Origin of the sequence: Sphaerisporangium fuscum (genome assembly GCF_018531465.1) — a bacterium.
GTDB classification, from domain to species: Bacteria; Actinomycetota; Actinomycetes; order Streptosporangiales; family Streptosporangiaceae; genus Sphaerisporangium; species Sphaerisporangium fuscum.
In genome coordinates this window covers 153228-178521 of sequence record NZ_JAHDTF010000024.1, presented here as the reverse complement: position 1 = coordinate 178521, position 25294 = coordinate 153228, and the positions used below count along the sequence as shown (strand labels likewise).

At 73.7% G+C, this 25294-nt stretch carries 23 protein-coding genes; 11 read left to right on the top strand and 12 right to left on the bottom strand.

Annotated elements, in window-relative coordinates:
- The first annotated feature begins 162 nt into the window (after positions 1-162).
- The 4 genes from KIK05_RS29550 (at position 163) to KIK05_RS29535 (ending at position 2483) form a co-directional block, all read left to right on the top strand.
- Entirely contained in the window at positions 163-519 is a 357-nt protein-coding gene (locus tag KIK05_RS29550; protein WP_214414138.1) for a VOC family protein, read from the top strand.
- 82 nt (positions 520-601) lie between these two features.
- Positions 602-1213 (top strand): VOC family protein, encoded by a 612-nt coding sequence (locus KIK05_RS29545; protein ID WP_214414137.1) that lies wholly within the window; start codon positions 602-604, stop codon positions 1211-1213.
- A 115-nt stretch (positions 1214-1328) separates the two neighbouring features.
- Entirely contained in the window at positions 1329-1781 is a 453-nt protein-coding gene (locus tag KIK05_RS29540; protein WP_214414136.1) for an iron chaperone, read from the top strand.
- A 165-nt stretch (positions 1782-1946) separates the two neighbouring features.
- Positions 1947-2483, top strand: coding sequence for a hypothetical protein (locus KIK05_RS29535; protein WP_214414135.1), 537 nt, complete (start codon positions 1947-1949; stop codon positions 2481-2483).
- A gap of 112 nt (positions 2484-2595) precedes the next feature.
- Here KIK05_RS29535 and KIK05_RS29530 read toward each other — a convergent pair whose 3' ends face one another.
- From KIK05_RS29530 to KIK05_RS29510, 5 genes are all read right to left on the bottom strand, one after another.
- On the bottom strand, positions 2596-3270 hold the full coding sequence (locus KIK05_RS29530) for a copper resistance CopC family protein (RefSeq protein ID WP_214414134.1): 675 nt from the start codon (positions 3268-3270) through the stop codon (positions 2596-2598).
- Between the two features lie 105 nt (positions 3271-3375).
- Positions 3376-4116 carry a YcnI family copper-binding membrane protein gene (locus tag KIK05_RS29525; RefSeq protein WP_214414133.1) on the bottom strand — a complete coding sequence of 247 codons (741 nt, stop codon included), beginning with the start codon at positions 4114-4116 and terminating at the stop codon, positions 3376-3378.
- Between the two features lie 126 nt (positions 4117-4242).
- Positions 4243-4827: an MFS transporter gene (locus KIK05_RS29520; protein ID WP_214414132.1), complete on the bottom strand. Its 585-nt coding sequence runs from the start codon at positions 4825-4827 to the stop codon at positions 4243-4245.
- Between the two features lie 205 nt (positions 4828-5032).
- The gene (locus KIK05_RS29515) at positions 5033-5932 is read right to left on the bottom strand and encodes a pentapeptide repeat-containing protein (RefSeq protein WP_214414131.1); all 900 of its coding nucleotides are present in this window, start codon (positions 5930-5932) and stop codon (positions 5033-5035) included.
- A 110-nt stretch (positions 5933-6042) separates the two neighbouring features.
- A complete protein-coding gene (locus tag KIK05_RS29510; RefSeq protein ID WP_214414130.1) occupies positions 6043-7473 on the bottom strand; it encodes an MFS transporter in 1431 nt (476 codons plus the stop codon).
- 219 nt (positions 7474-7692) lie between these two features.
- Between KIK05_RS29510 and KIK05_RS29505 the strand changes: the two genes are divergently transcribed.
- Positions 7693-8691: an Lrp/AsnC family transcriptional regulator gene (locus tag KIK05_RS29505; protein ID WP_250563643.1), complete on the top strand. Its 999-nt coding sequence runs from the start codon at positions 7693-7695 to the stop codon at positions 8689-8691.
- Positions 8692-8805: 114 nt separating this feature from the next.
- Positions 8806-11949: an AfsR/SARP family transcriptional regulator gene (locus KIK05_RS29500; RefSeq protein WP_308250172.1), complete on the top strand. Its 3144-nt coding sequence runs from the start codon at positions 8806-8808 to the stop codon at positions 11947-11949.
- Positions 11950-11976: 27 nt separating this feature from the next.
- Here the strand turns inward: KIK05_RS29500 and KIK05_RS29495 are convergent, their stop codons facing one another.
- Entirely contained in the window at positions 11977-12987 is a 1011-nt protein-coding gene (locus tag KIK05_RS29495; RefSeq protein ID WP_308250171.1) for an adenosine deaminase, read from the bottom strand.
- 100 nt (positions 12988-13087) lie between these two features.
- Here KIK05_RS29495 and KIK05_RS29490 point away from each other — a divergent pair, with 100 nt between their 5' ends.
- Complete coding sequence (locus KIK05_RS29490) at positions 13088-13894, top strand: TetR/AcrR family transcriptional regulator (protein WP_214414128.1); 807 nt, start codon at positions 13088-13090, stop codon at positions 13892-13894.
- Here the strand turns inward: KIK05_RS29490 and KIK05_RS29485 are convergent.
- Positions 13891-14643, bottom strand: a complete 753-nt coding sequence (locus KIK05_RS29485) for a DUF4184 family protein (protein WP_214414127.1) — start codon at positions 14641-14643, stop codon at positions 13891-13893. The two genes, KIK05_RS29490 and KIK05_RS29485, sit on opposite strands and share 4 nt — an antisense overlap.
- Before the next feature lie 45 nt (positions 14644-14688).
- The gene (locus tag KIK05_RS29480) at positions 14689-15945 is read right to left on the bottom strand and encodes an MFS transporter (protein WP_214414126.1); all 1257 of its coding nucleotides are present in this window, start codon (positions 15943-15945) and stop codon (positions 14689-14691) included.
- Between the two features lie 152 nt (positions 15946-16097).
- Between KIK05_RS29480 and KIK05_RS29475 the strand changes: the two genes are divergently transcribed.
- From KIK05_RS29475 to KIK05_RS29465, 3 genes are all read left to right on the top strand, one after another.
- Positions 16098-16703, top strand: coding sequence for a TetR/AcrR family transcriptional regulator (locus KIK05_RS29475; protein WP_214414125.1), 606 nt, complete (start codon positions 16098-16100; stop codon positions 16701-16703).
- Complete coding sequence (locus tag KIK05_RS29470) at positions 16700-18094, top strand: MFS transporter (protein WP_250563642.1); 1395 nt, start codon at positions 16700-16702, stop codon at positions 18092-18094. Before KIK05_RS29475 ends, KIK05_RS29470 begins: the two co-directional genes overlap by 4 nt.
- Positions 18095-18193: 99 nt before the next feature.
- Positions 18194-19420 (top strand): FAD-dependent oxidoreductase, encoded by a 1227-nt coding sequence (locus KIK05_RS29465; RefSeq protein WP_214414124.1) that lies wholly within the window; start codon positions 18194-18196, stop codon positions 19418-19420.
- A 19-nt stretch (positions 19421-19439) separates the two neighbouring features.
- On the opposite strand, the gene KIK05_RS29460 is transcribed toward KIK05_RS29465, so the two are convergent.
- The 4 genes from KIK05_RS29460 to KIK05_RS29445 form a co-directional block, all read right to left on the bottom strand.
- Complete coding sequence (locus KIK05_RS29460; RefSeq protein WP_214414123.1) at positions 19440-20504, bottom strand: cobalamin-independent methionine synthase II family protein; 1065 nt, start codon at positions 20502-20504, stop codon at positions 19440-19442.
- Between the two features lie 177 nt (positions 20505-20681).
- Positions 20682-21728, bottom strand: coding sequence for a L,D-transpeptidase (locus KIK05_RS29455; RefSeq protein ID WP_214414122.1), 1047 nt, complete (start codon positions 21726-21728; stop codon positions 20682-20684).
- Between the two features lie 194 nt (positions 21729-21922).
- Entirely contained in the window at positions 21923-24127 is a 2205-nt protein-coding gene (locus tag KIK05_RS29450; RefSeq protein ID WP_214414121.1) for an isochorismatase family protein, read from the bottom strand.
- Positions 24124-24573 carry a MarR family winged helix-turn-helix transcriptional regulator gene (locus KIK05_RS29445; RefSeq protein ID WP_214414120.1) on the bottom strand — a complete coding sequence of 150 codons (450 nt, stop codon included), beginning with the start codon at positions 24571-24573 and terminating at the stop codon, positions 24124-24126. Before KIK05_RS29445 ends, KIK05_RS29450 begins: the two co-directional genes overlap by 4 nt.
- Positions 24574-24677: 104 nt before the next feature.
- Here KIK05_RS29445 and KIK05_RS29440 point away from each other — a divergent pair, with 104 nt between their 5' ends.
- Entirely contained in the window at positions 24678-25274 is a 597-nt protein-coding gene (locus KIK05_RS29440) for an HD domain-containing protein (RefSeq protein ID WP_214414119.1), read from the top strand.
- The last annotated feature ends 20 nt before the right edge of the window (positions 25275-25294 follow it).

The following is a 25294-nucleotide window of genomic DNA, read 5'->3' as shown; positions in this document are numbered from 1 at the left end:
ACCCGTTACGCGTTCCCGACCACGGTGACCACCGTGCGGGATCCGTGCGGGCGATCCGTGGACGGTTCCGTGGTCACCACGGATGCGCCGTGACCAGGCCGGAAGCGAAGCTGTGACTACGCAGACAGCGGGTCGACGCGACCCAGGACCACAGGAGTGACCATGACCGGCTCTTCCACCCAGGGCATCAAGACGGTGCTGCATCCGGTGTCCGACCTGGCCAAGGCCAAGGCGGTGTACGCCGCCCTGCTCGGTATCCCGCCGCAGACCGACTCGCCCTACTACGTCGGCTTCGATGCCGAGGGCCAGCACATCGGACTGGTGCCGGACGGCGGACCGCAGGGCATGACCTCACCGGTCGCCTACTGGCACGTGTCGGACATCGAGGCGAAGCTGGCCGAGCTCACCGCCGCCGGGGCCACCGTGAAGGAGGCCGCGCACGAGGTGGGTGCCGGCCGCCTGGTCGCCACGGTCACCGACCCCGACGGCAACGTCCTCGGGCTCCTGCAGGACCGCTGAGCGCCGGCCCGCCCCTGCCACATCCACGGCCCAGCGGCCGCGCACAAGACGACGAACCGACCTCCCTCGGAAAGGACCTGCCATGACCTCCTTCGAATCCATCACCCTGGAAGTCCCCGACGCCGCGGCCGCGGACGCCTTCTACACCGCCTTCGGTCTGGGCTCCTACGTGAACGTACGCGCCTCGGACGCGCCGACGACCGGCTTCCGGGGGTTCGCGCTGTCCATCGTGGTGTCCCAGCCGGGCGACGTCGACGCCCTCATCGGCGCCGCGCTCGACGCCGGCGCCACGACGCTGAAGCCCGCCACGAAGAGCTTCTGGGGCTACGGCGGCGTCGTACGCGCCCCGGACGGCACGATCTGCAAGATCGCGACCTCTAACAAGAAGGACACCGGCCCCGCCACCCGGCACATCGACGAGGTCGCCCTCCTGCTGGGAGTCGCGGACGTCAAGGCGAGCAAGCGGTTCTACGTCGACCGCGGCCTGGCCGTGGCCAAGAGCTTCGGCGGCAAGTACGTGCAGTTCGACACCCCGGCGTCGACCGTCACGCTGGCGCTCTACCCGCGCCGCGCCCTCGCCAAGGACACCGGCGTCCCCCTGGACGGCACCGGATCACACCGGATCGTGATCGGCGGCGGTGCCGGGCCCTTCACCGACCCGGACGGGTTCGTCTGGGAGACCGCGTCCGCCTGAGGCGGCGACAGGCCGACCTGGGTACTATTCGCGGCCAGGTAGGGCCGGCCAGGGCCCGGTGACCCGGCCCGAGGACCATCGACCAACATCAAGATCTTCAAGGAGAGGTTTCGTCATGAGCACCACCGAAGGCAGCGGCTACGAGGGATTCACGGCCGAAGAGCGGGCCGCGATGAAGGATCACGCCAAGGAGCAGAAGAAGGCGGCGCGCCGCGCCTCGCGCGCGGAGAAGGAGGCGGAGGCTGCGCGGGACGTGGTCGAGAAGATCGCCGAGATGGGTGACGAGGACCGGATCATGGCCGAGCGCGTCCACGCCGTCATCATGGACAGCGCTCCGGCCCTGGCGCCGAGGCTCTGGTACGGGATGCCCGCCTACGCGCTGGACGGCAAGATCGTCTGTCACTTCCAGCCTGCGGAGAAGTTCAAGACGCGCTACGCGACGCTCGGGTTCAGCGACCAGGCGAAACTGGACGAGGACACGATGTGGCCGGTCGCGTTCGCCCTGACCGACGTGACGCCCGAGGTGGAGGAGCGGATCAGCGCGCTGGTGAAGCGGGCGGTGAGCTGACGCGCGGCCGGCATGGGGGTCGCCCGCGACCCCCTCGGCCGAGCAGTGTCACGCCCACGTCACGCGGCCATGACGGCAGGTGCCTCATGGTGAAGCCATGTGGACCCATCTGCGGGGGGAGGCAGAGGCAGGTCCGAAGCAGAAGCCACGAAAGGGGACTGCGGCATGGAAAGAACCATTCGCCGAGCGATCGTTGGCGTACTGGGCACCTGTTGCCTGACCGCGACTCTTCAGACGGCGGCGAGCGCGGCCGGCGGTCACGTCACGGGCAAGACGACGCACTCGGTCAGCGCCAGTGACGGCGACCGGGGCCGGGACCGGGACAACTACCGGTACGGCCGTGACCGAGGCAGGGAAAGGCTCCGCAGCGAGCGGACCTTCGAGCGGGACCGCGGCATGGACCGAGGCCGCGAGAGGCTCCGCAGGGAACGCGGCATGGAGCGCGAACGCGGCATGGAGCGCGAGCGCGGCTTCGACCGCGACCGAGGCTTCGACCGGGGCCTCGACGGAGGCCGGGAGCGGCTTCGCAGGGAACGCGGCATGGAGCGCGAACGCGGCATGGAGCGCGAGCGCGGCTTCGACCGCGACCGAGGCTTCGACCGGGGCCTCGACGGAGGCCGGGAGCGGATCCGCAGGGACGTCGGAATGACTCGGGAGCGCGCCTTCGACCGCGGCTTCGACCGGGACTTCGACCGCGACTAGCGCCGGGCGCCGATGCGGCCAGAGCCGCTGATCCGATCTGAGTGGCTCGGGATGGAGCGTGGTCACGCCCCAATCCCAGCCACTCTTCCATGCGCGCCCCGGCGGCCGGAGGCTATTCGTTCGGAGGCGCCAGGGGTGGCGTGCCGTCCGGCGCGGCCGGGAGCCGCTCGTGCCCGGGGGACACCTCCTGCTCGCTCTGCGGCGCCGCGGGAGCGGTGGCCGCGTCCTCCCCGGACGCGGAGGTCTTCCGGCCGAGGAGGGTCGCCGCGGCTCCGACGACCACCAGCAGCCCGAGCGCGGCCCACACCCACAGGGGCACGCCTCCGCCGGACTCCGGGGCCGGGGGCGCGACAGGGGTTCCGCTCGCGGCGGAGTCCGGCGTCGTTCCGGCCGTCGCCGGAACTCCACCCGCTCCCCCGGCCGCGCCGCCGACCGTGAACGGGATCTCCCCCTCGACGGGATGCCCGTCGGAGGAGACGACGCGCCAGGCGATGACATAGCCGCCGGGGGGCAGCTGCCCGGCGACCCTCTGGAAGACCTTCGGCCCGTCGACGCGCGGTTCACCCGCCTCGAAGCGCTTCCCCTGGGCGTCGTGGAGGATCACCACGGGGAAGCTCGGGTGCGCGCTGAATTCCAGCTCGATCTCATCGAGACGTGAGACGACGGCGCCCCTGGCCGGCGAGCTGCTCTTGAGGCTGTCGTGTGCCAGCGCGGGCGGGACGGCCAGCCCCAGCAGCGCGCCGGACAGGCAGAGCACGAGCAGGGCTCGGATGGCGGGAAATCTCATGGTTGCTCCAAGCGGTCGGCCGGGTGCCGGGGTCAGGCGGCACGGATGCGGAGGCGGTGGGAGGCGAGGCCGGGCGACGCCCGGCCTCCTCCTCCGAACCGTTCCTCAGCTCCGCGAGCGCCGCAGCCCTGCCACGCCGACGCCGGCCCCGAGCAGGCCGACGACGATGCCGGCGATCCCCAGCGTCCGGGCCGTTCCGTCGGAGCCGCCGGACGCGGACGGCGTGGCCTGCTTCATGGCGGCCACCGACGGGGCGGCGGACGGCTTGGCGCCGCCCATGTCGGAGTGGCCCTCCCCCTCGGCCGAGGCGGGGACCAGCTTCAGGACGGGGGCGGGATGCTCGGCCTCCGAACCGTCGGACTTGGGGGCGTCGGTCCAGTTGACGGTCTCGCCGCCGGAGTAGGTCTGGACGGCGGGGAAGGTGAGGCTGTCGACGTTCTTCGGCAGCGGTCCGACCGAGACCTCGAACTCCTGGAACTGGCCGGGCTGGATCTTCCCACCCGCCCAGGTGATCTTCAGGACGGACTCGGTGACCTTGTCGCCGTCGTCGGAGACGATCGGCTGGGGCAGCTTGCCCCGGGTCAGCGTGGCGTTCCACCCCGGGACCGGCTTCACCGAGACGAACGGAAGCGGGTGGTCGGTGGGGAAGGTCACCTCGAGCTTGGTGGTGGAGGCGTCGTCGCGCTCGTTGGGGACGCGGAAGGCGAGCTTCGTCCAGCCGCCCTGCTCGGCGGTGCCGGGGTCGATCGTCACGTGGGCGAGCGCCGGCAGCGCGAGGCCGACGGTGATGGCGAGCGCACCGGCGGTGACGGCGGTGGCGCGGCGGCAGATGGCGGCGAATGCCATGGTGGGTCTCCGGTTGTCTTGTGAGGGGTACGCCTGATGCGCGAGCCGCCGTGAGGCGTGCCCGCGTGTCCGGCCGGCGGCCGGCCCGGTGGCGCCGGCGAGACGGCCACACGCACCGGGTGGAGATCAGAAGACGTGGAGAACCGGAGGACCACGCCGGTCGACGGCGTGCTGGAGGAACAGATGCCGGACCGGACGCCGGTCACGCCGTTCGCGTGGACGCGGCAGGTCGGGCGGCGGGGCGGCGTACCGGCGCAGGAGCGCGAGCAGCGCCGCGACGCGCCGCGTGACGTAGGCGCCGGCACCGTGAAGGACCGCCCAGAACGCGGACTCGCCGCGCGCCAGCCACCAGCCGGTGAGCAGCGCGGCGGTGAGGTGCGCGAGGACCATGCCGGCGCTCACGCCGACGCCGTGGGTGGGCGGGACGCTCCCCGCGAGGTGCGCGTGCGGCGCCGCGACTTCGGCGGACGCGCCGAGGAGCTGGTGGAGGAACACCTGACCGGCCACCAGGAGGCCCATCACGGCCCGGGGTGATCTCTCGCGACCGGCGAGCACGGCGCTGACCGTCCACACGGCGGCCAGTGCGACCAGGACGGTCCTCACCCCGGGAGCGGCCCCACCGGCGAACCGGTGCGCCCCCATGCCCAACGCCACACAGACGACCGTGAAGACGGCCGACCGCGCGAGACGCATGGGCAAGCTGGCGTTCATGACGCTCCAGATCGTCTCACACCGCGACGATCCTCACCCAAGCCCCACCGAGGAACCGATGCCGTTTCCCGGGCCGATAGGGGTTGACCACCCCGGCACCCGAGCCCGCGCCGCCCGTCCCCCGCCCGTCCCCCGCGCGGAACAGCGGGAAGACGTGCGGCGAGGCCCGCGGACGGGAACCGGCGGGCGGCCCGCGAGGGCCGGGTCACCTCCTGCGGGGCGGCTTCCTTCTCCCACGAGGCGAGGCGGGGGCGGCCGGCGGGGACGACCAGTGGGACGGGCGCAGCAGGGAGCGCGGCAGCTTGGTGGCGCGGTCCCCCCTGGCCGCGTTCACCTGGGACTGGGTGAGGAAGATGCTGCCGGTGAGGTCGGCTCCGCCGAGGTCGGCGCCCCGGAAGTCGGCGCCGATGAGGTCGGCCAGCCGCAGATCGGCGCCGCGCAGGTCGGCCCCGATCAGATAGGCCCCTCTGAGGTCGGCGCCCCGGAGGTCGGCCCCCTTGAGCTTGGCGCCCATGAGGTCGGCGCCTCTGCGGTCGGCGTTGCGCCGCCCGGTGCCCGCCCGGACCAGCTCGCTGGTGCGCAGGAGCAGCACGTTCACCTCCGCCCGGCGCGCCGCGACGTCCAGCCCCGCCAGGGATTCGGGCGTGCCCCGGGTGAGGCCCTCGATCTCCTCCAGCACCGGGCGGATCTCGCCGTGGACGGGCCGGGCCGCCTCCAGCGTGAGCGCCTCGGTGAGGTACCACAACAGCTCGTGCAGCTGCCGCATGACCGGGAAGACCTCGAACATCCGCGCCGCGGTGCCCGGCGCCCGCCGCCAGTCGTCACCCGCGAAGGTCACCTGGGACACCTTCTGGCCGGCGCCGAAGCAGTCGAAGGCGACGCAGCCCTGGAAGCCCTCCTGCCTGAGGTTCTGGTGGATGCCGCAGCGGAAGTCGGTCCGCAGGTTGGGGCAGGGACGCCCCGCGTCCTTGTCGATCGCGAAGTCCGCCGAGGCCGAGAACGGCAGCGCGACGCAGCACAACCCGAAGCAGCTCGCGCAGTCGGCTCTCAGCTCCGCCCGCTCGGAGGCGGGGAGAGATTGGACGGATCGGTGCTTCTCGGACAAGCTGCGTGGTCTCCTCGTGCATGGGCGCGGGGCTCGGCACCCCGCCGTTCCGAGCCTAGGGCCTCCCGGCCGGTGACCGGTGCGCCGGCCGGACGGCCTCCGCCCGCGGGTCAGTGCCGGGCCGTGCGCTCCGGACCGGCCGACATCACGGCGGCGGTCACGGCGGTCGCGGCGAGCAGTCCCGCGGCGACCAACAGCGCCGGCCGGGCCGCCTCGCCCGCGGCCGCGCCCGCCGATGCCCGGAAGAAGACGCTGCCGAGCAGGGCGACGCCGACGGTGCCGCCGAGCTGCTGGACGGCGTTGAGCAGGCCCGCGGCCGAGCCGGTCTCGTGCGGGCGGACCCGTCCGAGGGCGGTGGTGAAGAACGGCACGGTGAACGTCCCGAGCCCGAGGCCGGCGACCGCCAGCGCGGCGAGGAGCGGCCACGGGTACGAGCCGCTCGCGACGGCGCCGTACACGACGACGGCGGCGAGGACACCGGCGAGCAGCAGGGCGAGACCGGCGAACATCACGCGGGAACCGTGGCGGGGCACCAGGCGGGTCCCGGCGATCCACGAGGAGACGGCCATCCCGCAGGACCACGGCAGCAGCGTGAGCCCGGCGGTGAGGACGTCGGCGCGCAGCCCGAGTTGCAGGTGCAGCACGACGACCAGCATCACGCCGTTCATGACCGCGAAGAACAGCAGCGAGCTCGCGAGGGCGGCGGGGAAGCCGCGCCCGGCGAACAGGCTCGGCTCCACCAGCACGCTCCGGCCCCGCCGCGCCCGCGCCCGCTGATGGAAGGCGAACAGCACCAGCACCACCACACCCGCCACGAGGGCCGCCCACGTCCAGGCGGGACGGCCGAGGGTGTCGCCCTCGATCAGGGGGTACACGATCAGCCCCGTGCCGAGGACGGCCAGCCCCGTACCGGCGAGGTCGAGCCCCGGCCGGTGGGCCGCGCGGTCCTCCAGCAGCAGCGGCGCCGAGACGAGCACCGCGATCCCGAGGGGCACGTTGACCAGGAACACCGACCGCCAGGAGGATCCGAAGAGGTCGGCGTGGGTCAGCAGCCCTCCGAGGGCGGGGCCGCAGACGGCGGCCAGCCCCATGACCGGCCCGATCGTGCCGAGGGCCCGCGACAGCTCGGATCCGTCGAACATGCGCCGGATCAGGCCGAACGTCTGCGGGATGACGAGCGCCGACGCGGCCCCCTGGACGGCTCGCGCGGCGATCAGTGCCGCCGCCGAGGGGGCGAGAGCGCAGGCCAGCGAGGCGAGCACGAAGAGGGCGACGCCCGCGCGGAACATCCGCCTGCGCCCGACGATGTCGCCGAGGCGTCCGCCGGTGATCAGGAACAGGGCGAACGGCAGGGTGTAGGCGGCGCCGTACCACTGGATGTCGGAGTCGGGGCCGCCGAGGGCGGCGTGGATGACCGGCGCGGCGACCTGCACGATCGTGGAGTCGAGCAGGTTCATCGCCTCGGCGGTCAGCAGCGTCGCCAGCGCGGCCCATCGCCACCTGTAGGGCGTGGCCGGCGGCGCCAGGAGGTCCTGTGACATGGATGCGGATCCCTTCGGCACGTCATGGCGTCCCCCCGCCGTCGCCCCCTGGGTCACGCGTCCCCGGGGCAGCGAAACGAGGGGACGCGCTCCCCGGCGGGGGGCGGGCGGGTGGACCGTTCACGGCGAGCCTGGGGGGAGGCGGTGGCCCGATTCCAGCCAGGCATCGGAATCTAGTGATTCGTTCCATGGAACCGCCCTGTGGTGAAGGATGTTCACATGCTCGACGACCTCGACCGCGCTCTGGTCCACGCTCTGCACATCGACGGCCGTGCCCCCTTCACCCGGATCGCCGAGGTCCTCGGCGTCTCGACGCAGACCGTGACGCGCCGCTACCGGCGGCTGCGCACCGAGGCGTCCCTGCGTGTGGTCGGGCTCGCCGATCCGCACCGCGCGGGCCTGGCGCAGTGGATGGTCCGGCTCACCGCCAACCCGCGGACCTCGCAGGACGTCGCCCACGCCCTCGTCCGGCGGACCGACACCTCGTGGGTGAAGCTCGCCTCCGGCGGCACCGAGATCTTCGCCCTCGTCCACACCCCGGCCGGCGCGGCCGGTGGTCATTCGCTGCTGCTGCACGACATCCCCCGCACCTCGGGCATCACCGCCGTCTCGGCGCACTACCTGCTGCACACCTATCTCGGCGGGCCCACCGCCTGGCGCGGGCACCTGGACGCCCTCGACGAAGACCGGCAGCGGATGCTGGAGCCGCACCCGGCGGCCCGCCCGTCCGCCGCCGAGCCGGTCATCACGCAGGCCGACGCCGCACTGCTGGCCGCGCTGCAGCGGGACGGCCGGGCCGGGTACGCCGAGCTCGCCGCCGCCACCGGATGGTCCCCCGCCACGGTCGCCCGCCGCCTGGCCGACCTGCGCGCGGGTGGAGCCCTCTTCTTCGACCTGGAACTCGACGACACGCTCCTCGGCGTCACCACCCAGGCCCTGCTGTGGATGTCGGTCTCCCCCGCCCGGCTCGACCACGTCGCGAGAACCCTCGCAGGCCACCAGGAGCTGGCCGTGGTCGCGGCCACGACCGGTCCCACGAACCTGGTGGCCCACGCCCTGTGCGCCGGCCCGGCCGAGCTGCACCACTACCTGACCCACCGTCTCGGCGCGCTCGGCGCCGTGCGCACCCTCGAGACGGCTCCCGTGCTGCGCACCCTGAAGGCGGCGGCCGCTTTCCCCCGGGTGGCCTCCGTGCCGTACGCGCCCGGTTCTCGGTGAACCTGCCCGGGCCCTTTACTTTGTAGATTCACTACGGTCCGCCCGCGGGGAGGACGGCGGAGTGCGCGACGGCGGTGGAGTCGATCATCGCCACGATTCGGCACAATTACTGATGTGCGAGTCGGATTGCTCGGGCCGTTCGAGGTCCGGAACGGCGATGGGGCCCTGGTGGAGGTTCCCGGGATCCGGCTGCGCGCACTGCTGGCCGCACTCGCCCTCGAACCCGGCCGGATCGTCACGCGCGCAAGGCTCGTCGACTGGATCTGGGGGCGGCAACCGCCCGCGGACGAAGTGAACGCCTTGCAGGCGTTGGTGTCCAGACTGCGCAGGCTGTTGCCGGACGGTGTGATCGAGGCCGGTGCCGGCGGGTACCGGCTGGCCGTGGCCCCTGATGCCGTCGACGTCTGCCGGTTCGAGCACCTGGTCGGTCAGGCCCGCGCCGCCGAGCCCGCGGCGCGGGCGGATCTGCTGCGCTCGGCCCTGGCGCTGTGGCGCGGTACGGCCATGGCGGACGTCGCGCTGCGGGACAGCGACGCGTTCGACGCAGTGACCGCGCGGCTGGACGAACTCCACGTCGCCGCGCTCGGGGACCGGGTGGAGGCGGACATCCGCCTCGGCCGTGGCTGCGAGCTGGTCTCCGAGCTCACCGAGCTGGTCGCCACCTATCCGCTGCGGGAAGGGTTCGTGGCGGCCTTGATGCGCGCCCTCGCCGAAGCGGGACGCGCCGCCGATGCGCTCACCCTGTACCAGCGGACGCGCGAACGCCTCGCCGAGGAGCTGGGCGCCGATCCGTCGGCCGAGCTCTCCGCCCTGCACACCGCGCTGCTGCGCGGCGAGCTGGGCGAACGGGCGCAGAACCGCAGGACGAACCTGCGCGCCGAGCTGACGAGTTTCGTCGGCAAGGACGACGACATCTCCGCGGTCGCCGCTCTGGCCGTCGAGCACCGGCTGGTCACCTTGATAGGGGCGGGCGGCTCCGGCAAGACGAGGCTGGCCACGGAGACCGCGCGAACGATGCTCGCCGACCTGCCGGACGGGGCGTGGCTGGTCGAACTGGCCTCGGTACGGGCAGGCGGTGAGCTGGCGCAGGCCGTCCTCACCGCGATCGGCCTGCGTGATCAGGCCTTGCTCGGTGGCGCGCGGGGCGGGGACCAGATGGATCGCCTCATCGCCGCGGTCCGGGAACGCGCGATCCTGCTGATCCTGGACAACTGCGAGCACGTGATCGAGGCGGCCGCGGCTTTCACGCACCGGCTCCTGGGAGAGTGCCGGCGACTGCGGATCCTGGCCACGAGCAGGGAACCGCTCGGCATCACCGGGGAGGTGCTGTGGCAGGTCGAGCCACTCGCTCTGCCCGCCGCCGGCGCCGACTCCTCCGAGGCCGGGTCCTCCCCCGCCGTGCGGCTGCTGCGGGACCGCGCGGCCCTGGTGCGCAAGGACATCGGCTCCGACGCCCGTATCCTGCCGGTCATGGCGCGGATCTGCCGGGCGCTCGACGGGATGCCGCTGGCGATCGAACTGGCCGCGGCACGGCTGCGCAGCATGTCCGTCGACCAGCTGGCGCGCCGGCTCGATGACCGATTCCTTCTGCTGACCAGCGGCAGCCGTACGGCGCTTCCCCATCACAAGACGCTGCGCGCGGTCGTGGACTGGAGCTGGGATCTGCTGACCGAGACCGAACGTCGCGTGCTGCGGCGGCTCTCGGTGTTCTCCGGCGGGGCGACCCTGGAGGCGGCCGAACGGGTGTGCGGGGACGAGGCGTTCGCCGGAGAGCAGGTGTTCGACGTGCTCACCGCGTTGATCGAGAAGTCGCTGCTGCTCGCCGACGGCGAGGGCGCGCCCCGCTACCGGATGCTCAACACCATCAGGGAATACGCGGCGCACCGGCTCGCCGAGGCCGGGGAGACCGAGCCGGCGCGCCGGGCGCACCTCGCCTACTTCACCGAGCTGGCCGAGACGGCCGAGCCGCGCCTGCGTCAGGCCGAGCAGCTGGAGTGGCTGTCCACGCTCAAGGCCGAGCACGACAACATCAACGCGGCGTTGCGCAGGGCCATCGATGAGGGATGGGCCCAGGAGGCGATGCGGCTGGTCGCGGCCACGGGCTGGTACTGGTTCCTCAGCGGGCACAGGGCCGAGGGCACCGAGTTGAGCATCGCGGCGGCCTCGCTGCCCGGCGAGGTGTCCGACGAGGTGCGGGCGATGGCGTACGGCCTCGTGGCGGTGTTCGTGTCCTCCGGGCCCGGCGGCGATCAGCACCGGGCGCGGAAATGGATCCACGGGGCGCACCGGCTCACCCAGGGCACCGGGAACCGCCACCCGCTGCTCGGGTTCGTCGCGCCGCTGGAGCGGCTGCTGCAGGAGCCGGCGGACGTCCTGCCCGCGTTCGAGCCGCTCATCGCCGGCGACGATCCATGGGTACGCGCGCAGGCCAGGCTCAGTCGTGCCAGATTCCGGTTCACGCTCGGCCGTGACGAGACCGGCGTGGACACCGACCTCGAAATCGGCCTCGCCGAGTTCCGCACGCTGGGTGACCGGTGGGGGATCTCGCTGGCGCTGACCTTCCTGGCCGACCGGCTCGCCATGCGGGGCGAGTTCGCACGCGCCTGTGAGCACTACGAAGAGGCGATCGTGGCGCTGACCGAGGTCGGCGCGATCGAGGACGTGGTCGGGCTGCGGGCGCAGCAGGCTCAGCTGTACTGGCTGCTCGGCGACGAGCGGTCCAGCACGTCGGCGATGGCGGAAGCGCGGCGGCGCGCGGACGGGATCGCCTGGCCGAGCACGCTCGCCGGGCTGGCGCTCTGGGAGGCGCAGCTGGCGCGCTGGCGCGGCGAGCCGGCCAAGGCGCACGAGCGCCTGGCCACGGTGCGGGCGATGCTGGGCGACGCGGAAATAGGCGACTCCGTCCGCGCCATGGCCATGGACCTGTACGGCTATCTCACCGAGGATCTCGAGAAGGCCCGCGCTTACCGGACCGAGGCGTTCCGGGCCGCCGTGGAGATCGCCTACCCGCCGACGATCGCCTCGGTGCTGGTCGGGATCGCGGATCTCGCGCTGCGCCAGGGACAGTACGAGCAGGCCGTACGACTGCTCGCGGCGAGCGACGGCGTGCGCGGCGCACCGGATCGTTCGCAGCCGGACGTCTCCAGGATCGCCGCGGACACGCGGGACCGCCTCGGTGAAACCGTGTTCACCGAGGCGGCCCGTGACGGCCGGCGACGGGACTGGCGTGAGCTGGCCGAGATCACGCTCGCTTCGTGAAGCACGCTCACGCCCATCTGCCGCGGCTCAGCTGAGCCGGTGCCGGGCGGCCCACGCGTCGATCTCGGCGAGCAGCTCCGCCGCCCGTTCCGCCGGGACGAACGAGGCCTCGACGGAGTTGCGCGCCAGAAGCTCGGCCGTCTCCAGGCCGAGCCCGAGCGCCTCGGCCGCCGCGGCGAAGTTGTCGCCGGCGTAACCGCCGAAGTAGGCGGGGTCGTCGGAGTTGACGGTCGCCACGACCCCCGCCTCCAGCAGCCGCGCGAGCGGGTGCTCCGCCAGGCTGCCGACCGCCCGCAGCCGGAGGTTCGACAGCGGGCAGACCGTCAGCGGCACCCGGTCGGCGGCCAGGCGTTCCAGCAGGCGGGGGTCGTCGACGGCCCGGATGCCGTGGTCGACGCGCTCGACGCCGAGCACGTCCAGCGCCTCCCAGATGTAGGCGGCCGGAGCCTCCTCCCCCGCGTGCGCGACGGTGCGCAGCCCGGCCTCGCGGGCCCGCCGGAACACCCCGGCGAAGCGTCCCGGCGGGTTGCCGACCTCGGCGGAGTCGAGGCCGACGCCGAGCAGAGCCCCGGCGCGGGGCAGGGCCGACGTCAGGGTCGCCTCGGCGTCCTCCACCGGCAGGTCGCGCAGGAAGCACATGATGAGGCCGCCGGTGACGCCGTGCTCGCGCCCGGCGGCGGCGAGACCGGCCGACAGGCCGTCGATGACCGCCTCGATGGGGACCCCCCGGCGGGCGTGCGCCTGCGGGTCGAAGAAGACCTCGGCGTGCCGGACGCCCTGCGCCGCCGCGCGGGCGACGTAGGCGCGGGCGAGGTCGGCGAAGTCGTCCTCGGTGCGCAGGGCCGCCATGGTGGCGTAGTAGAGGTCGAGGAACGACTGCAGGTTCTCGAAGCTGTAGCGCGACCTGAGGTCGTCGACCGAGGCGAACGGCAGGTCGACGCGGTTGCGGTCCGCCAGCTCGAAGGCCAGCTCCGGTTCGAGGGTCCCCTCGATGTGCAGGTGCAGCTCCGCCTTCGGCAGCTGAAGCAGCTCGATCACGGCTCTCCCGGTCATGTCGCTCGCGGGAGGGCGGCGCCGCCCGCGCTGATAGCCTTCATGGGTAAGGAAACGGCCTGTCCAGGGTACGAGGAGTCGCGCGTTGGTCGTCTTCGCCGGGCAGGGCGACGCGCGCCGTTCGATGGCGCTCCTGTGGCGGGCCTCGGCGCCCGAGAGGTCCCGCACCGGTCCGGGCCCGAAGCCGGGGCTGAGCGTCGACCTCATCGTCGAGACCGCGATCGCCGTCGCCGACGCCGAGGGCATGGCGGCGCTGTCGATGCGCGCGGTCGGTGAGCGGCTGGGGCGTACGGCCATGGCGCTGTACACCTACGTGCCGAGCAAGAGCGAGCTGGTCGACCTCATGTACGACCACGCCCTGGCGGAGCTGCCCGCCGGCTACGACCTCGGCGACGGGTGGCGGGCGGCCCTGACGTCCTGGGCCGAGGACACCTGCGCGTTCTACCTGCGCCATCCGTGGGTGCTGCAGGTGTCGCAGGCCCGTCCGGTGCTCGGGCCCAACGAGTACGTCACCCTCGAGACGCTGGTGCGGATCCTGCGCGCCACCGGCCTGTCGGCGCGTGTGCTGCGGCGGATCGTCGGCACGTTGTTCCACTTCGTGCGCGGGGCCGCGCAGACCATCGCCGAGGCGCGCCAGGCGCCGGCGGCGACCGGGGTCCCGGACGAGCAGTGGTGGCACACCAGGTCGGGCCTGATGAGCGAGGTCGCTCCCGACTTCGCCGAGCGGTACCCGATGGTGGTCTGGCTGGAGAGCGAGGGGCCCGCGGCCGGGGAGGACGACGGCACGCCGTACCTCGAGCGGGAGGCGAGGAAGACCTTCGACGCCGGGCTGACCGTGCTGCTGGACGGCATCGAGGCCGCCATGCCGGCGGCCGTCCCCCCGCCCCCCTAGCGGCTCTCGGCGGCCGGCCGGGAGCGCGGCCGCGCCCCGGCGTGCCAGGCGGCGACGTAGCAGGCCAGGACGGCGGCCACCCCCTCGATGCCGCCGAGCAGTACGCATCGCACCAGGTCGTACAGGCTCACGGCCGCGACGCCGCGGTGTGCCTGAAGGACGGCCCCGGCGACCGCCGCGGCGGTGCAGGCCGCCGCGACCATCACCCGCACGCGGGCGGGCACGCCGGGCGGACGCCCGGGCCGGGCGGGGGTGCGCCGGTACCAGACGGCGAACCAGATCGCGATCGCGGCGAGCCCGCCCAGCGAGCTGACGTACATCACCACGTTGAACAGCCGGTGCACTCCGGCGACCGAGACCCGCATGATCGGCCAGTGCACGACCGCGAAGCCGTCGACGTGCGTGAACGCGTCCCAGGCGAGGTGGGTGACCACGCCGGCGAGCACCGCGGCGGCGGTCGCGGCGAACCGCGGGGACGGCGCCCGCTCCGGCAGCCGCGCCCGCAGCCCGGCGGGGGCCAGCGACGTCAGCGGCGTCCGCACCAGCAGCTGGAACAGCAGCAGCACGGCGAGTCCCACCGGCAGGTCGGCGAGCGGCGCGCCCCACCAGGCATGGGTGGTCTCGGACGAGAAGGGGGTGGGCACGTAGTAGGGCAGGTCGGGCACCAGCGCGCCGACCGTGAGCGCCGCCGGGGGCAGCAGGCGGCGTAAGGGCACGATCGCGGCGACGTGGCTCGGCGTGAAGGGCACCGTCCGATTATGTCGGCGGGCTCACCGCGCCGGCCTCGCGTCCGATCAGTTGCCGGACGGCTCCGCCCGGGGAGCGGGCGCCACGGAGAAGTGGCGCAGGCCCGGGGTGGTGGCTCCCACCAGGGCGACGGCGCCCACGCACAGCAGGCCGCCCGTGACCAGGGCCACCGTGCCGGAGGTGGCGTCCGCGACCAGGCCGCCGCGCATGTTGCCGAGGTCCGGCCCGGCCTGCCCGACGATCTGTTCGGCGGCGCCGACCCGGCCGAGCAGCTCGCCGGGGGTGTGGGTCTGGACGATGGTGCTCCGCCCCACCACGGAGACGGTGTCGGCGGCGCCGGACACGGCGAGGAGGGCGAGCCCGGCCCACGGGTTCGACGTCAGGCCGAACAGGGCGAGCGCCAGGCCCCAGGTCGCCGACCCGCCGAGCATGAGGAGGCCGGGGCGGGAGAGCCTGGTGAAGGTTCCGGAGAAGACGGACGCGGCGACGCCGCCGACCGCGATGGCCGTGAGGAACAGCCCGAGGCTGCGCGGGTCGCCGCCGAACCGTTCCGCGTTGACCAGGGGGAACAGGCTGACCGGCATCGACAGCACCGTGACGGCCAGGGCCGTGAGCAGAGCTCCGCGGATGACGGGGGTGCGGCCCAGGAAGGCCAGGCCGTCCAGGACGCCGCGCAGTCCGGGCCGGGCCGGCTCGTCTCCCGGGCTCATCGGCGGCAGGCCGAAGGCGCCGTAGAACGCGGCGCCGAAGGTGAGCGCGTCGATCAGATAGCAGCCGCCGACGCCCAGCCGGCCCAGCACCAGGCCGGCGGCGGCCGGGCCCAGGAGCAGGGCGCCGTGGAAGGAGACCCCTCTCAGAGCGAGCCCGGCGGCCAGCTGGTGCTCGGGCAGAAGCCGCGGGATGAAGGTGCGCGCCGCCGGGCCGCCGCCGGCGACGAAGCACGACTGCGCCGTCACCAGCACCAGCACCCCGGCGGGCGGGAGGTTCCCGGCGAGGCCCTGCACGGCGAGGAGCAGGGACGTCACGGCCTGCCCGCCGGTGGTGAACAGGTAGAACCTCCGCCGGTCCACACGGTCGATGACCGTCCCGGCGAACAGCCCGAGCACGACGAGCGGGACGGCCTGGGCCAGGCCGACGGCACCGGTCCAGGCGGTGCTCCCGGTCGCCTGCCAGACCTGGAACATCACGGCGACGAGCGTCATCTGGCTGCCGAACCCGGAGAGGGCCTGCCCGATCCACAGCCGCCGGAACGCCGGGGACGACCGTAGCGGGGCCACGTCGATCAGGACGCGTCCGAGTGCCATCAGCGCTTTCCCCTCGGCCGCGGCGGCGCGCACGGGGCGGGCGTGTCGTCATCGAGCATGGGCGAGATCGTAACAGCGCTTACACAATTCTCCTCGATCGGTCTTCTCGGGCTGAGTAGACAGTGTCTACAGCTAACTGGTAGACAGTGTCTATGGAATCCGATAGCTCTCTACGGGAGCGACTGATCGACGTCGGGGTGGAGCTGGTCATGACCGGCGGATCCGCCTCGCTCGGGTTGCGGGAGATCGCCCGCCGGGCAGGGGTGTCACACGGCGCGCCGCGCCGGTACTTCCCGACCCACCACGCCCTGCTCTCCGCCATCGCCCGGCGCGGTTTCGCCGACCTCGCCGCCCGCGTCGGCGCGGCCACCGAGGGCGCGACCTCCGCGCGCGGCCGGTTGCGGACCACTGCGCGGGTCTACCTCGAGTACGCCCTGGAGCACCGCGGCATGTTCGAGCTGATGTTCCGCCACGACCTGCTCGACAGCGAGAAGCACGACGCGCCGGACGGGCCCCGCCTGCGCGAGTCGACCCTCCCGCTGTTCCGGCTGATCGTCGAGCTCGTCGCCCAGTGCCGCGCCGACGCCGGGCCGCCCCCGGCCGTCACCGCCGCCGCCCTCTGGTCGAACGTGCACGGCATCGCGCAGTTGTGGGGCTGGGGAAGCCTGCAGCTCGTCCTGGACACCGCCCCCGGGGACGACCCCCTCGAGCGGCTCCTCACCGCGACGCTGGACGCCCACCTCGGCCCGGCCCGATGACCGCGGCACGGCGCCGCCTCGCCCTCATGGCCAGCGTGGCGGGCGCCATGATCGTCGCGCTGGACGGCACGGTGCTGGTGGTGGCGCAGCCCAGCCTGCGGCACGACCTGCGTGCGAGCGTGACGCAGATCCAGTGGACCAGCACCGCCTACCTGCTCGCCGTGGCGGCGCTCCTGGTCGTCGCGGGCCGCCTCGGCGACCGGTACGGGCATCGGCGGCTGCTGGTCGCCGGGGTGCTCGGTTTCGGGGCGGCCTCGGCCGGCATCGCCCTCGCGCCGGGAGTCGGGTGGGTGATCGGCCTGCGGGCCGCGCAGGGGGTGTTCGGCGCGCTCCTGCAGCCGGCGACGCTCGCGCTGCTGCGGCTGGCCTACCCGCCGGACCGGCTCGGCACGCCGGTCGCCATCCGGACCAGCGCGATCGGCGTCGCCGCGGGGGCCGGCCCGGTGCTCGGCGGCGCGCTCGTCGAGCATCTCGGCTGGCGCGCCGTGTTCGTCGTCAACGTCCCGGCCGCGATCGCGATCGCCCTGATCACCCTCGCCGTACGCGTGCCGGCCCCCTCCCCCGCCGGAGGCCGGCGGCTCGATCTCACCGGCGCGGCGCTGCTGGCGGCCGCGCTGGCGGCTCTGGTGCACACCCTGTCCGGGGTGCCGGCGCACGGGTGGACCGGCGCGCCGACGTGGCTCGGGTTCGCCGTCGTCGCGGGCCTCGCCGCGGCGCTGGTCGTCCACGAACGGCGCGGCGGGCACCCGATCGTGCCGCCCGCGGTCGCGCGCTCGGTGCCGGTGACGGCGTCGATGGCGATCCTGCTTCTGGCCAGCGCCGGCATGTTCGGCGCGTTGTTCGCCGCCACGTTCGTCCTGCAGGACGCGATCGGGCTCGACCCGCTCACCACCGGCGTGCGGGTGCTCCCGCTGACCGTGTTCATGATCGTCGGAGCGCCCGTCGCCGGCGCCGCGCTGCGCCGGTACGGCCCGCGCCGCGTCGCCATCGCCGGGACGGCCCTGGTGGTCGCCGGCGTGGCGGGACTGTCGGGGGTGGGTCCGGCCACGCCCTGGACGGTGGCGGGCGCGACGTTCGCCGTGCTCGGCGCGGGGTTCGCCACCGTCATGGTCACCGCGACGGGGACCGTCGTGGGCGACGCGCCACCCGGGTACGCCGGGGTCGTCAGCGGACTCAAGCAGACCGCCATCAACGTCGGCCCCACCCTCGGCATCGCCGTCGCCGCCGGGACGATGCCCGCCGACGGCCCGGCGCCGGTGGCCGGCCCCACCCTGCTGGTCCTCGCCGGAGTGGCCGCCCTGGCGCTGCCGGTGGCGTCGCTGCTGCCCAAGGCCCCCGCGGCCGATCCCGCCCCCGCCCCGGCCGCGAATCTGGCGGGACCACCGCCCTGACCACCTCGAGAATATTCAATATTGACTATCAGACATTGAATAGTCGAAACTGAATAAAGTCGCCATGGCGGCGGCCCTGGGAGACATCAGGAGCGGGACATGACAGCGGTCAGGACAGCCGTGGTGATCGGCGGCGGGATCGCCGGGCCGGTCACGGCCATGGCGCTGCGGCGGGCCGGCATCGAGGCCACGGTGTACGAGGCGTACGACGGCACGGCCGACGGGGTGGGCGGCATGCTCGGCATCGCGCCGAACGGCATCAACGCCCTCGGCGTGGTCGGCGCGGGGGACGCGGTGCGCGCCGCGGGCTGGCCGGTCGGCACGATGGTCATGCAGAGCTGGACCGGCCGGCGACTGGCCCGGTTCGGGACCGAGGGCGGCCCGCCGATCATGCACGTGGTGTGGCGTTCCGACCTGTACCGGGCGTTGTACGACGAGGCGGTGCGCCAGGGCGTCCGGTTCGAGCACGGCCGTCGCCTTACCGGAGCGCGGGACACCGGCGACGGCGTCACGGCGATCTTCGCGGACGGTTCCACGGCGAGAGGCGACATCCTCGTCGGCGCCGACGGCATCCGTTCCACCGTCCGGCCGATCATCGATCCGGCCGCGCCCGCCCCGCATTACACCGGCCTGCTCGGCTTCGGCGGGTGGGCGGACGATGTCGGCCTGCCCTCCACCGGCGCCACGATGTACTTCGTCTACGGCAAGCGGGCCCTGTTCAGCTACGCCGCCACGGAGGACGGCCGGGCGGGCTGGTTCGCCAACCTGCCCCGGCGCGAGCCGATGACCGCCGCCGAGGCCCGGGCGGTCGGGGGCGAGGAGTGGCTGCGCGTGCTGCGCGAGACGTTCGAGGGCGACCGGTCGCCCGCCCTCGAGATCCTGCGCCGCGCCGACCCCGCCACTTTGGTGATCACCGGCGCGATGGAGGACCTGCCGACCGTGCCCGTCTGGAGCCGCGGCCGCATGGTGCTGACCGGGGACGCCGCCCACGCCACCTCGCCGAGCTCCGGTCAGGGCGCCTCGCAGGCCGTCGAGAGCGCCGTGCAGCTCGGGCGCTGCCTGCGGGACCTGCCCATGGAGAAGGCGTTCGCGGCCTACGAGCGGCTGCGCCGCGGGCGGGTCGAGCGGATCATCGCCAGCGGTGCGCGCACCGACCGGGACAAGGCCGCCGGGCCCGTCGCCCGCGTGGTGCGCGACCTGACGATGCCGCTGTTCATGAAGCTGTTCGCCAAGCCGGAGAAGATGGCCTGGCAGTTCGACTACCGCATCGACTGGGACGCGCCGGTCACCGCCGAGGTCCCGCTCGCGGCCGCCACCGGCAGGTGAGGGCCGCGAGCGGACCGCTCTAGAGGCCGAGGGCCTCGGCGGCGAGCGCGGTGCCGCGGACTCTGGCGGCGATCTTGGCGAAGGCGGTCTCGCGCGAGGTCGAGGTGTCGTCGGCGAACGGGGAGAAGCCGCAGTCGTCGCAGGTGCCCAGCTGGTCGGCGGGAATGTGCCGCGCGGCGGCCAGCACGCGGTCGCGTACCAGCTCCGGCGTCTCCACCACCGGGTCGATGGGGTCGGTCACCCCCACGAACACCCGTATGCCGGGCCGGAGGTTCTCGGCGACGATGCCGAGCACGCGGTCGGGGTCGGGCTCGCCGGCCAGCTCGATGTAGAAGTTCCCGGCCTTCAGCTGGAAGAGCTTCGGCAGCAGGCCCGCGTAGTCGACGTCGGCGCTGTGGGTGGAGTCCTGGTCGCCGCCGGGGCAGGTGTGCACGCCGATGCGGGCCCGCTCGGCCTCGCCGAAGCGCTCCAGCACCTGGTTGTTGAGCGCGACGAAGTCGTCCAGGAGGGCACCGCCGGGATCGAGCTTGAGCGACAGCCGCCCCTCGGTGAAGTCGAGCTGCACCACGTGGGCGCCCGCGTCCAGGCAACGGCGGATGTCGGCCTCGGCCTCGGCGGTCAGGTCGTCCAGGAAGGTTTTGCGCGGGTATCCGTCGATGCCGTCGGCCGGGTACAGCAGGCTCAGCGCCGAGGGGGCGATGACGGCCTGCTTGACGGGCAGGGAGGTGTGGCGGCGCGCGGCCCGCAGGTAGGACGAGGCGCGGACCTGGTACTGGAACGGGCCGGCCGTCAGGCGCGGCAACTGCCGGGTGTGCCCGTCGGCGAACGGGATCACCGCGCCGTCGGGGCTCAGGCTCGTCAGGCCGCTGAGCGGGTAGGTGACGAAGCTCGGCTTGGACTGCTCGCCATCGACCAGCACGGGACAGTCGAGCTGCTCCAGCCGCTGGATGGTGTCGGCGACCGCCTCGTCCTGCCGTGCGGCCAGTTCCTCGTCGCCGACGCGCCCCTCGGCGTGGCCGGCGAGCGCGGCCAGCAGGAAGGAGGGTCTCGGAATACTGCCGATAGGTTCGGTAGGGATGCCCATGCGGACGAACGTAGATCGAGATCCGCCCGCGGGCAATGGCTGGAGTTCCCGCTTTCTCACCGGCTTCCGGCTTCGCCACGGGCGAATGCGGGGACGGCGGGCGGGAGATCGGGCGCCGGCGCCGGCACCCCTGGCCGCGTCACAGGGGTGCGGGGGCGGCCCCCGCACCCCCGCTCGTCAGCTCTCGGTGTCCTGCGTGGGGGTCGGCGCGGGGGTCGGGACGCCGTTCGGCAGGGCGCTGCCCTTCTTCCACTCGGTCCAGCTGAGCTGCCAGAAGCTCCAGCCGTTGCGCCAGTCGAGCTTGCGCTTGGTGCCGGTGACCTGGACCACGTCGCCGCGCTGGGCGATGCCGTAGAACCACTTGGCCCCGGCGGGGGTCGCCCGCACGCAGCCGTGGCTCTGGTTGGACCTGCCGAGGAACTGGAAGTCGCCCGCGCTCTGGTGGACGTACTCGCCGCTGTCGGAGATCCGGACCGCCCAGGGGATCTCCAGCTTGTAGTACAGCGGGTCCTTGGGGTCGGTGACGCCCATCCACCCGGACGTCATGGTCTCCACCTTCTTCTTGCCCATGGCCAGGTGGACGCCGCTGGTGGTCAGGTAGAGGTCGACCCCGTTGCGCACCAGGCCGCCGCGGCCCGCGCTGATCGGGATGGTCTTGGCGAGCTTGCCGTCGCGGCGGACCTTCATGACGTGCCTGCGGGTGTCCACCAGTGCGATGTTGGCGGTGCCGATCGCGAAGCGCCGGGTGACGTCCTTGGCGCCCTGGTTGCCGGGGATCTGGCTCAGACGCGCGGTGAAGAGGACCTTCTGGTGCGGCTTCCAGTACGTCTTGGTGCGGTAGACGACCTTGTTGGGGGCGATCCAGCGCCAGGCGCCCTCGACGGGCTTGTCGGCCTGGACCTGCAGCACCGCCTCCACCGCGGCCCGGTCGGCCACCTGCTTGTCGAAGGTGACGATGATCGGCGAACCGACGCCGATCTTCTCGACGTCGTCGCCCATCGGCGTGATATCGGCGATGCCGATCGCCGCCGCGCGCAGGTGGACGGGGTGGACGCGGGCGCCCTTCGGCGTCGTCCCTCCCCCGGGCTGCGCGGTGCCGGCCTGCGCCGTGACGCCGGCGGGCGCGGACCGTGCGGACGGGGCGCCCTCGGCCGAACAGGCCGCGACCGAGGCGGCGGCGACAAGGGCGAGCGAGACGTAGGCCGTCCGCTTGGGGGTGTTCACGGTCGTACTCCTCATATGGCCTTACGCAGGTGATGCGCGGGGATGCGTTCCATACGTGAGACAACCGAAAAGCTCCTTTTGTGCACACGCCCTGATAACGATCCAGCAACGAGGTACCAGGAGATCGTCAGCCGCCGGGGCCGGTGCCCCACGAGCGGCCGCACCCGCCGACCTGTGAAGGGCGGACCCGGGGCTCAGGCGTGGGTCTTGGCCAGCAGGCCGAGGATGTCGGCGGTGGTGCCGGTCTCGCCCAGGCGGGGGAAGATCTTCTCGACGCTGTGGCGGTGGGCGTCGCCGTCCAGGTCGGTCATGGCGTCGGTGGCCAGGGTGACGTGGTAGCCGTGCTCGTGGGCGGCGCGGGCGGTGGACTCGACGCCGATGCTGGTCGCCACCCCGGTGAGCACGATCTGCGTGACGCCGCGGCGGCGCAGCTGCAGGTCCAGGTCGGTGCCGTAGAAGGCCGACCAGTTGCGCTTGGTGACGACGATGTCCTCCGGGTGCCCCGCCAGCTCGCCGGCCAGCTCGTCCCATCCGGCGGGCCGGGCCCCGGCGGGGCGGGAGACCTCGCTGCGTCCGGGCGGGGCGTCGGAGCCGTCGGGCGCGAAGGTGACGCGCACCAGGACCACCGGGAGTTCGCGGGCGCGGAACGCCTCGGCCAGCTCGACCGTGCGGGTGAGCACCTCGGAGGTGGGGTGCGGGCTGCCGGACGCGGCCAGCACGCCGTTCTGCAAATCGATGACGACCAGCGCGCTGCGGGGGTCGAGGGTGGTGACGGCCATCGCCGTGTCCTTCTTTCCGGTGTCGGACGCCGCGGCGCCGGGACGGCCGACGCGGCGCAGTGAACGGTCGGCGAGGGTGACGGCCAGGAGCGGCACCGCGACAGCCAGCAGCAGCAGGCTCAGCCGGTGCAGTCCGCCCGTGGTGGCCCCCTCGCGGAAGAACGCGGCGTCGGCCGCCGGGGCCAGCACCGCGCCGAGGTAGGTGAAGGTGCGCAGCAGCCCGGCCGAGGAGCCCATCCGGGCGGGATCGGCCTGGGCGTACAGCGCGTTCTGGTTGGCCAGGCCGTTGAGGCCCTGCGGAACGCCGGCGAGCACGCCGACGAGCGCCAGCAGCCAGACGGGGCTGGAGGGGGCGGCCGCCAGCAGTGCCGCGCAGCCGGCGACCTGCACCACGGCGCCGGTGACGAGCTTGCCGCGCACCTCGGCCCGGCGCCCGGTCAGGGCCGTCACGGCGACGGCCGCCCCCGACATCGGCAACAGCAGCAACCCGGCCGCCGACGGGCTCAGCGAGCGCCCCTCCTCCAGCCACTGCGTGAACCCGTACAGGAACGCGTAGCCGGTGGTGTAGGCCAGCAGTTGCCGCACGTAGGTGGCCAGCAGGGCCGGGTTGCCGCGCAGCACCCGCAGGTCGAGGAACGGCCGGGCGGCCCGCAGCTCCCACACGGCGAAGCAGGCCGCCGCGACCACGGTGATCGCCAGGAGGTGGGCGTGGTCCGCGGCCGGCGCCATCAGGAACAGCATGAACGGCGTCAGCGTGCCCGCGAACAGGGCCATGCCCGGGACGTCCACGCCCTCCGCGCGGCCGGGGGCCGACCGCGTGAGAGCCCGGCGCCGGGGCAGGTACAGCGCGCCCAGCACCAGGCAGGCCGCCGACAGCGGCACGTTGACGCCGAAGATCAGCCGCCAGCCTCCGGCCCCGATGAGCAACCCTCCGAGGGTCGGGCCGACGACCGCGACGACCTGGCCGGAGATCGACAGGGCGGCCAGGATGCCGCTCGGGCTGCGCACCCCGGTGCGTTCGGACTCGGCGCGCAGCAGGAACATCGACGCCGGGTAGGCGGCCGAGGTGCCGAGCCCGAGCAGCACCCGGGAGACGACCAGCACGCCGAGGTGGGGAGCCAGGACGCCCGTCAGGCCGGCGACGCCGACCAGGGACGTGCCCGCCAGGTACAGCGGCCGCGGGCCGTAGGTGTCCACCAGCCGGCCGATGACCGGCTGCCCGACCGCCGTGGCCAGGTACAGCGCGGACACCAGCCACGCGGTCCGCGCGGGCGAGACGCCGAACGAGTGTCCGATGGGGACCAGCGCCACGGCCAGCATCGAGGAGTTGACCGGGTTCAGGATCGACCCGAGGACCATCGGCGTGATGAGACGCCGGTCGAACGCCCCGTCCCGCCGTGGCCCGCGCCCGGCGCCGCGGCGACGGCCCACCCCCAGCCCCGGGCTCGCCGGCCCGGCCGCACCGCCGTCCGGGCGGACGTCGTCGCCGTGCGGGTCCGCACCGGCGGCCCCGGTCCCCGTGCCGCCGTCCGGGCGGGTGTCGTCGCTCTCCGGGCCTGCGCCGGCGGCTCCGGACCCGGTGCCGCCGTCCGGGCGAGCGCGGGCCCGGAGCCACGTCATGACTGCGCCACCTCGTCCAGCAGGGCCATGACCTCGGTGATCATCTGGAGCTGCCGCTCGCTGCACCGCTCCTGCAGCGCCCGCGCCAGCCACGCCTCGCGGGCGCGCCGGACGTCCAGCCGCCGCTCGAGCCCCCGCCCGGTCAAGGTCACCAGGCGGCGGCGCCCGTCCTGCGGATCGGGGTGCCGCTCCACCAGGCCGGCCTCCTCCAGGCCCATGACCATCTTCGCCATCGACTGCGGACGCACGCGCTCGGCCGCCGCCAGCTCGCTGGCCGACGCCGGGCCGTGCTTGTCCAGCCGGGTCAGGACGGACACCTGGCCGGCGCTGAGCTCCCCTTCGACGGCCAGCTCCCTGAGCCTGCGCACCAGGCGGCCGACCGCCACCCAGGCGTCCCGCGCCGCCCGTTCCGCCGACTCCGAGACCTCGTCACGCCGTTCGCTCACGCGCCGACCCTAACTCTTCAGCCCAGACTGTGCAATCCAGACTGAACAGTCCAGGCTGTCCATTAGGGCGAGGGTCGCCGGCGATGCTTGGTAGGCTCCCCGGCGTGCGGATTCCCGGGGACGACGAGATTCGCCGGCTGCACGAGAAGCACGCGCCCACCCGGGAGGCGTTCGAGCTCGTGCACACCCACTGCCGGATCGTCTGCTCGATCGCCGAACAGCTCCTCGCCCGCGACGGCCTCGGCCTCGACGCCGAGCTGGTGCGCGCCGGCTGCCTGCTCCACGACATCGGCGTCTACCGGCTCTACGACGCCGAGGGGAACCTCGACCACGCCCGCTACGTGCGTCACGGCGTGCTCGGGCACGAGCTGCTCCGGGAGGAGGGGTTCCCGGAGGAGATCTGCCGGTTCTGCTCGTGCCACACCGGCATGGGCCTCACGCGTGAGGACGTCCGCCGGCAGGGGCTCCCGCTCCCCCCGGGCGACTACCTGGCGGTGTCGGGCGAAGAGCGGCTGGTGATGTACGCCGACAAGTTCCACAGCAAGACGACCCCGCCGACGTTCGTCTCCGCCTCCTCCTACGCCCGGCAGGTCCGGCGCTTCGGCGAGGAGAAGGTCGCGGCCTTCGGGCGGCTGCGCGAGCACTTCGGCACGCCCGACCTCGCGCCGCTCGTCACCGCCCACGGGCACGCCCTGGTGTGACCGCCACCGGCCCGGCCCCG

What these genes read in the sequence shown, in the direction of transcription:
- KIK05_RS29465 (WP_214414124.1), top strand. Translation starts at nt 18,194, where the DNA reads ATGACAGCGGTCAGGACAGCCGTGGTGATCGGCGGCGGGATCGCCGGG.
- KIK05_RS29540 (WP_214414136.1), top strand. Translation starts at nt 1,329, where the DNA reads ATGAGCACCACCGAAGGCAGCGGCTACGAGGGATTCACGGCCGAAGAG.
- KIK05_RS29535 (WP_214414135.1), top strand. Translation starts at nt 1,947, where the DNA reads ATGGAAAGAACCATTCGCCGAGCGATCGTTGGCGTACTGGGCACCTGT.
- KIK05_RS29505 (WP_250563643.1), top strand. Translation starts at nt 7,693, where the DNA reads ATGCTCGACGACCTCGACCGCGCTCTGGTCCACGCTCTGCACATCGAC.
- KIK05_RS29550 (WP_214414138.1), top strand. Translation starts at nt 163, where the DNA reads ATGACCGGCTCTTCCACCCAGGGCATCAAGACGGTGCTGCATCCGGTG.
- KIK05_RS29475 (WP_214414125.1), top strand. Translation starts at nt 16,098, where the DNA reads ATGGAATCCGATAGCTCTCTACGGGAGCGACTGATCGACGTCGGGGTG.
- KIK05_RS29510 (WP_214414130.1), bottom strand. Translation starts at nt 7,473, where the DNA reads ATGTCACAGGACCTCCTGGCGCCGCCGGCCACGCCCTACAGGTGGCGA.
- KIK05_RS29545 (WP_214414137.1), top strand. Translation starts at nt 602, where the DNA reads ATGACCTCCTTCGAATCCATCACCCTGGAAGTCCCCGACGCCGCGGCC.
- KIK05_RS29525 (WP_214414133.1), bottom strand. Translation starts at nt 4,116, where the DNA reads ATGGCATTCGCCGCCATCTGCCGCCGCGCCACCGCCGTCACCGCCGGT.
- KIK05_RS29470 (WP_250563642.1), top strand. Translation starts at nt 16,700, where the DNA reads ATGACCGCGGCACGGCGCCGCCTCGCCCTCATGGCCAGCGTGGCGGGC.
- KIK05_RS29530 (WP_214414134.1), bottom strand. Translation starts at nt 3,270, where the DNA reads ATGAGATTTCCCGCCATCCGAGCCCTGCTCGTGCTCTGCCTGTCCGGC.
- KIK05_RS29460 (WP_214414123.1), bottom strand. Translation starts at nt 20,504, where the DNA reads ATGGGCATCCCTACCGAACCTATCGGCAGTATTCCGAGACCCTCCTTC.
- KIK05_RS29480 (WP_214414126.1), bottom strand. Translation starts at nt 15,945, where the DNA reads ATGGCACTCGGACGCGTCCTGATCGACGTGGCCCCGCTACGGTCGTCC.
- KIK05_RS29520 (WP_214414132.1), bottom strand. Translation starts at nt 4,827, where the DNA reads ATGAACGCCAGCTTGCCCATGCGTCTCGCGCGGTCGGCCGTCTTCACG.
- KIK05_RS29450 (WP_214414121.1), bottom strand. Translation starts at nt 24,127, where the DNA reads ATGACGTGGCTCCGGGCCCGCGCTCGCCCGGACGGCGGCACCGGGTCC.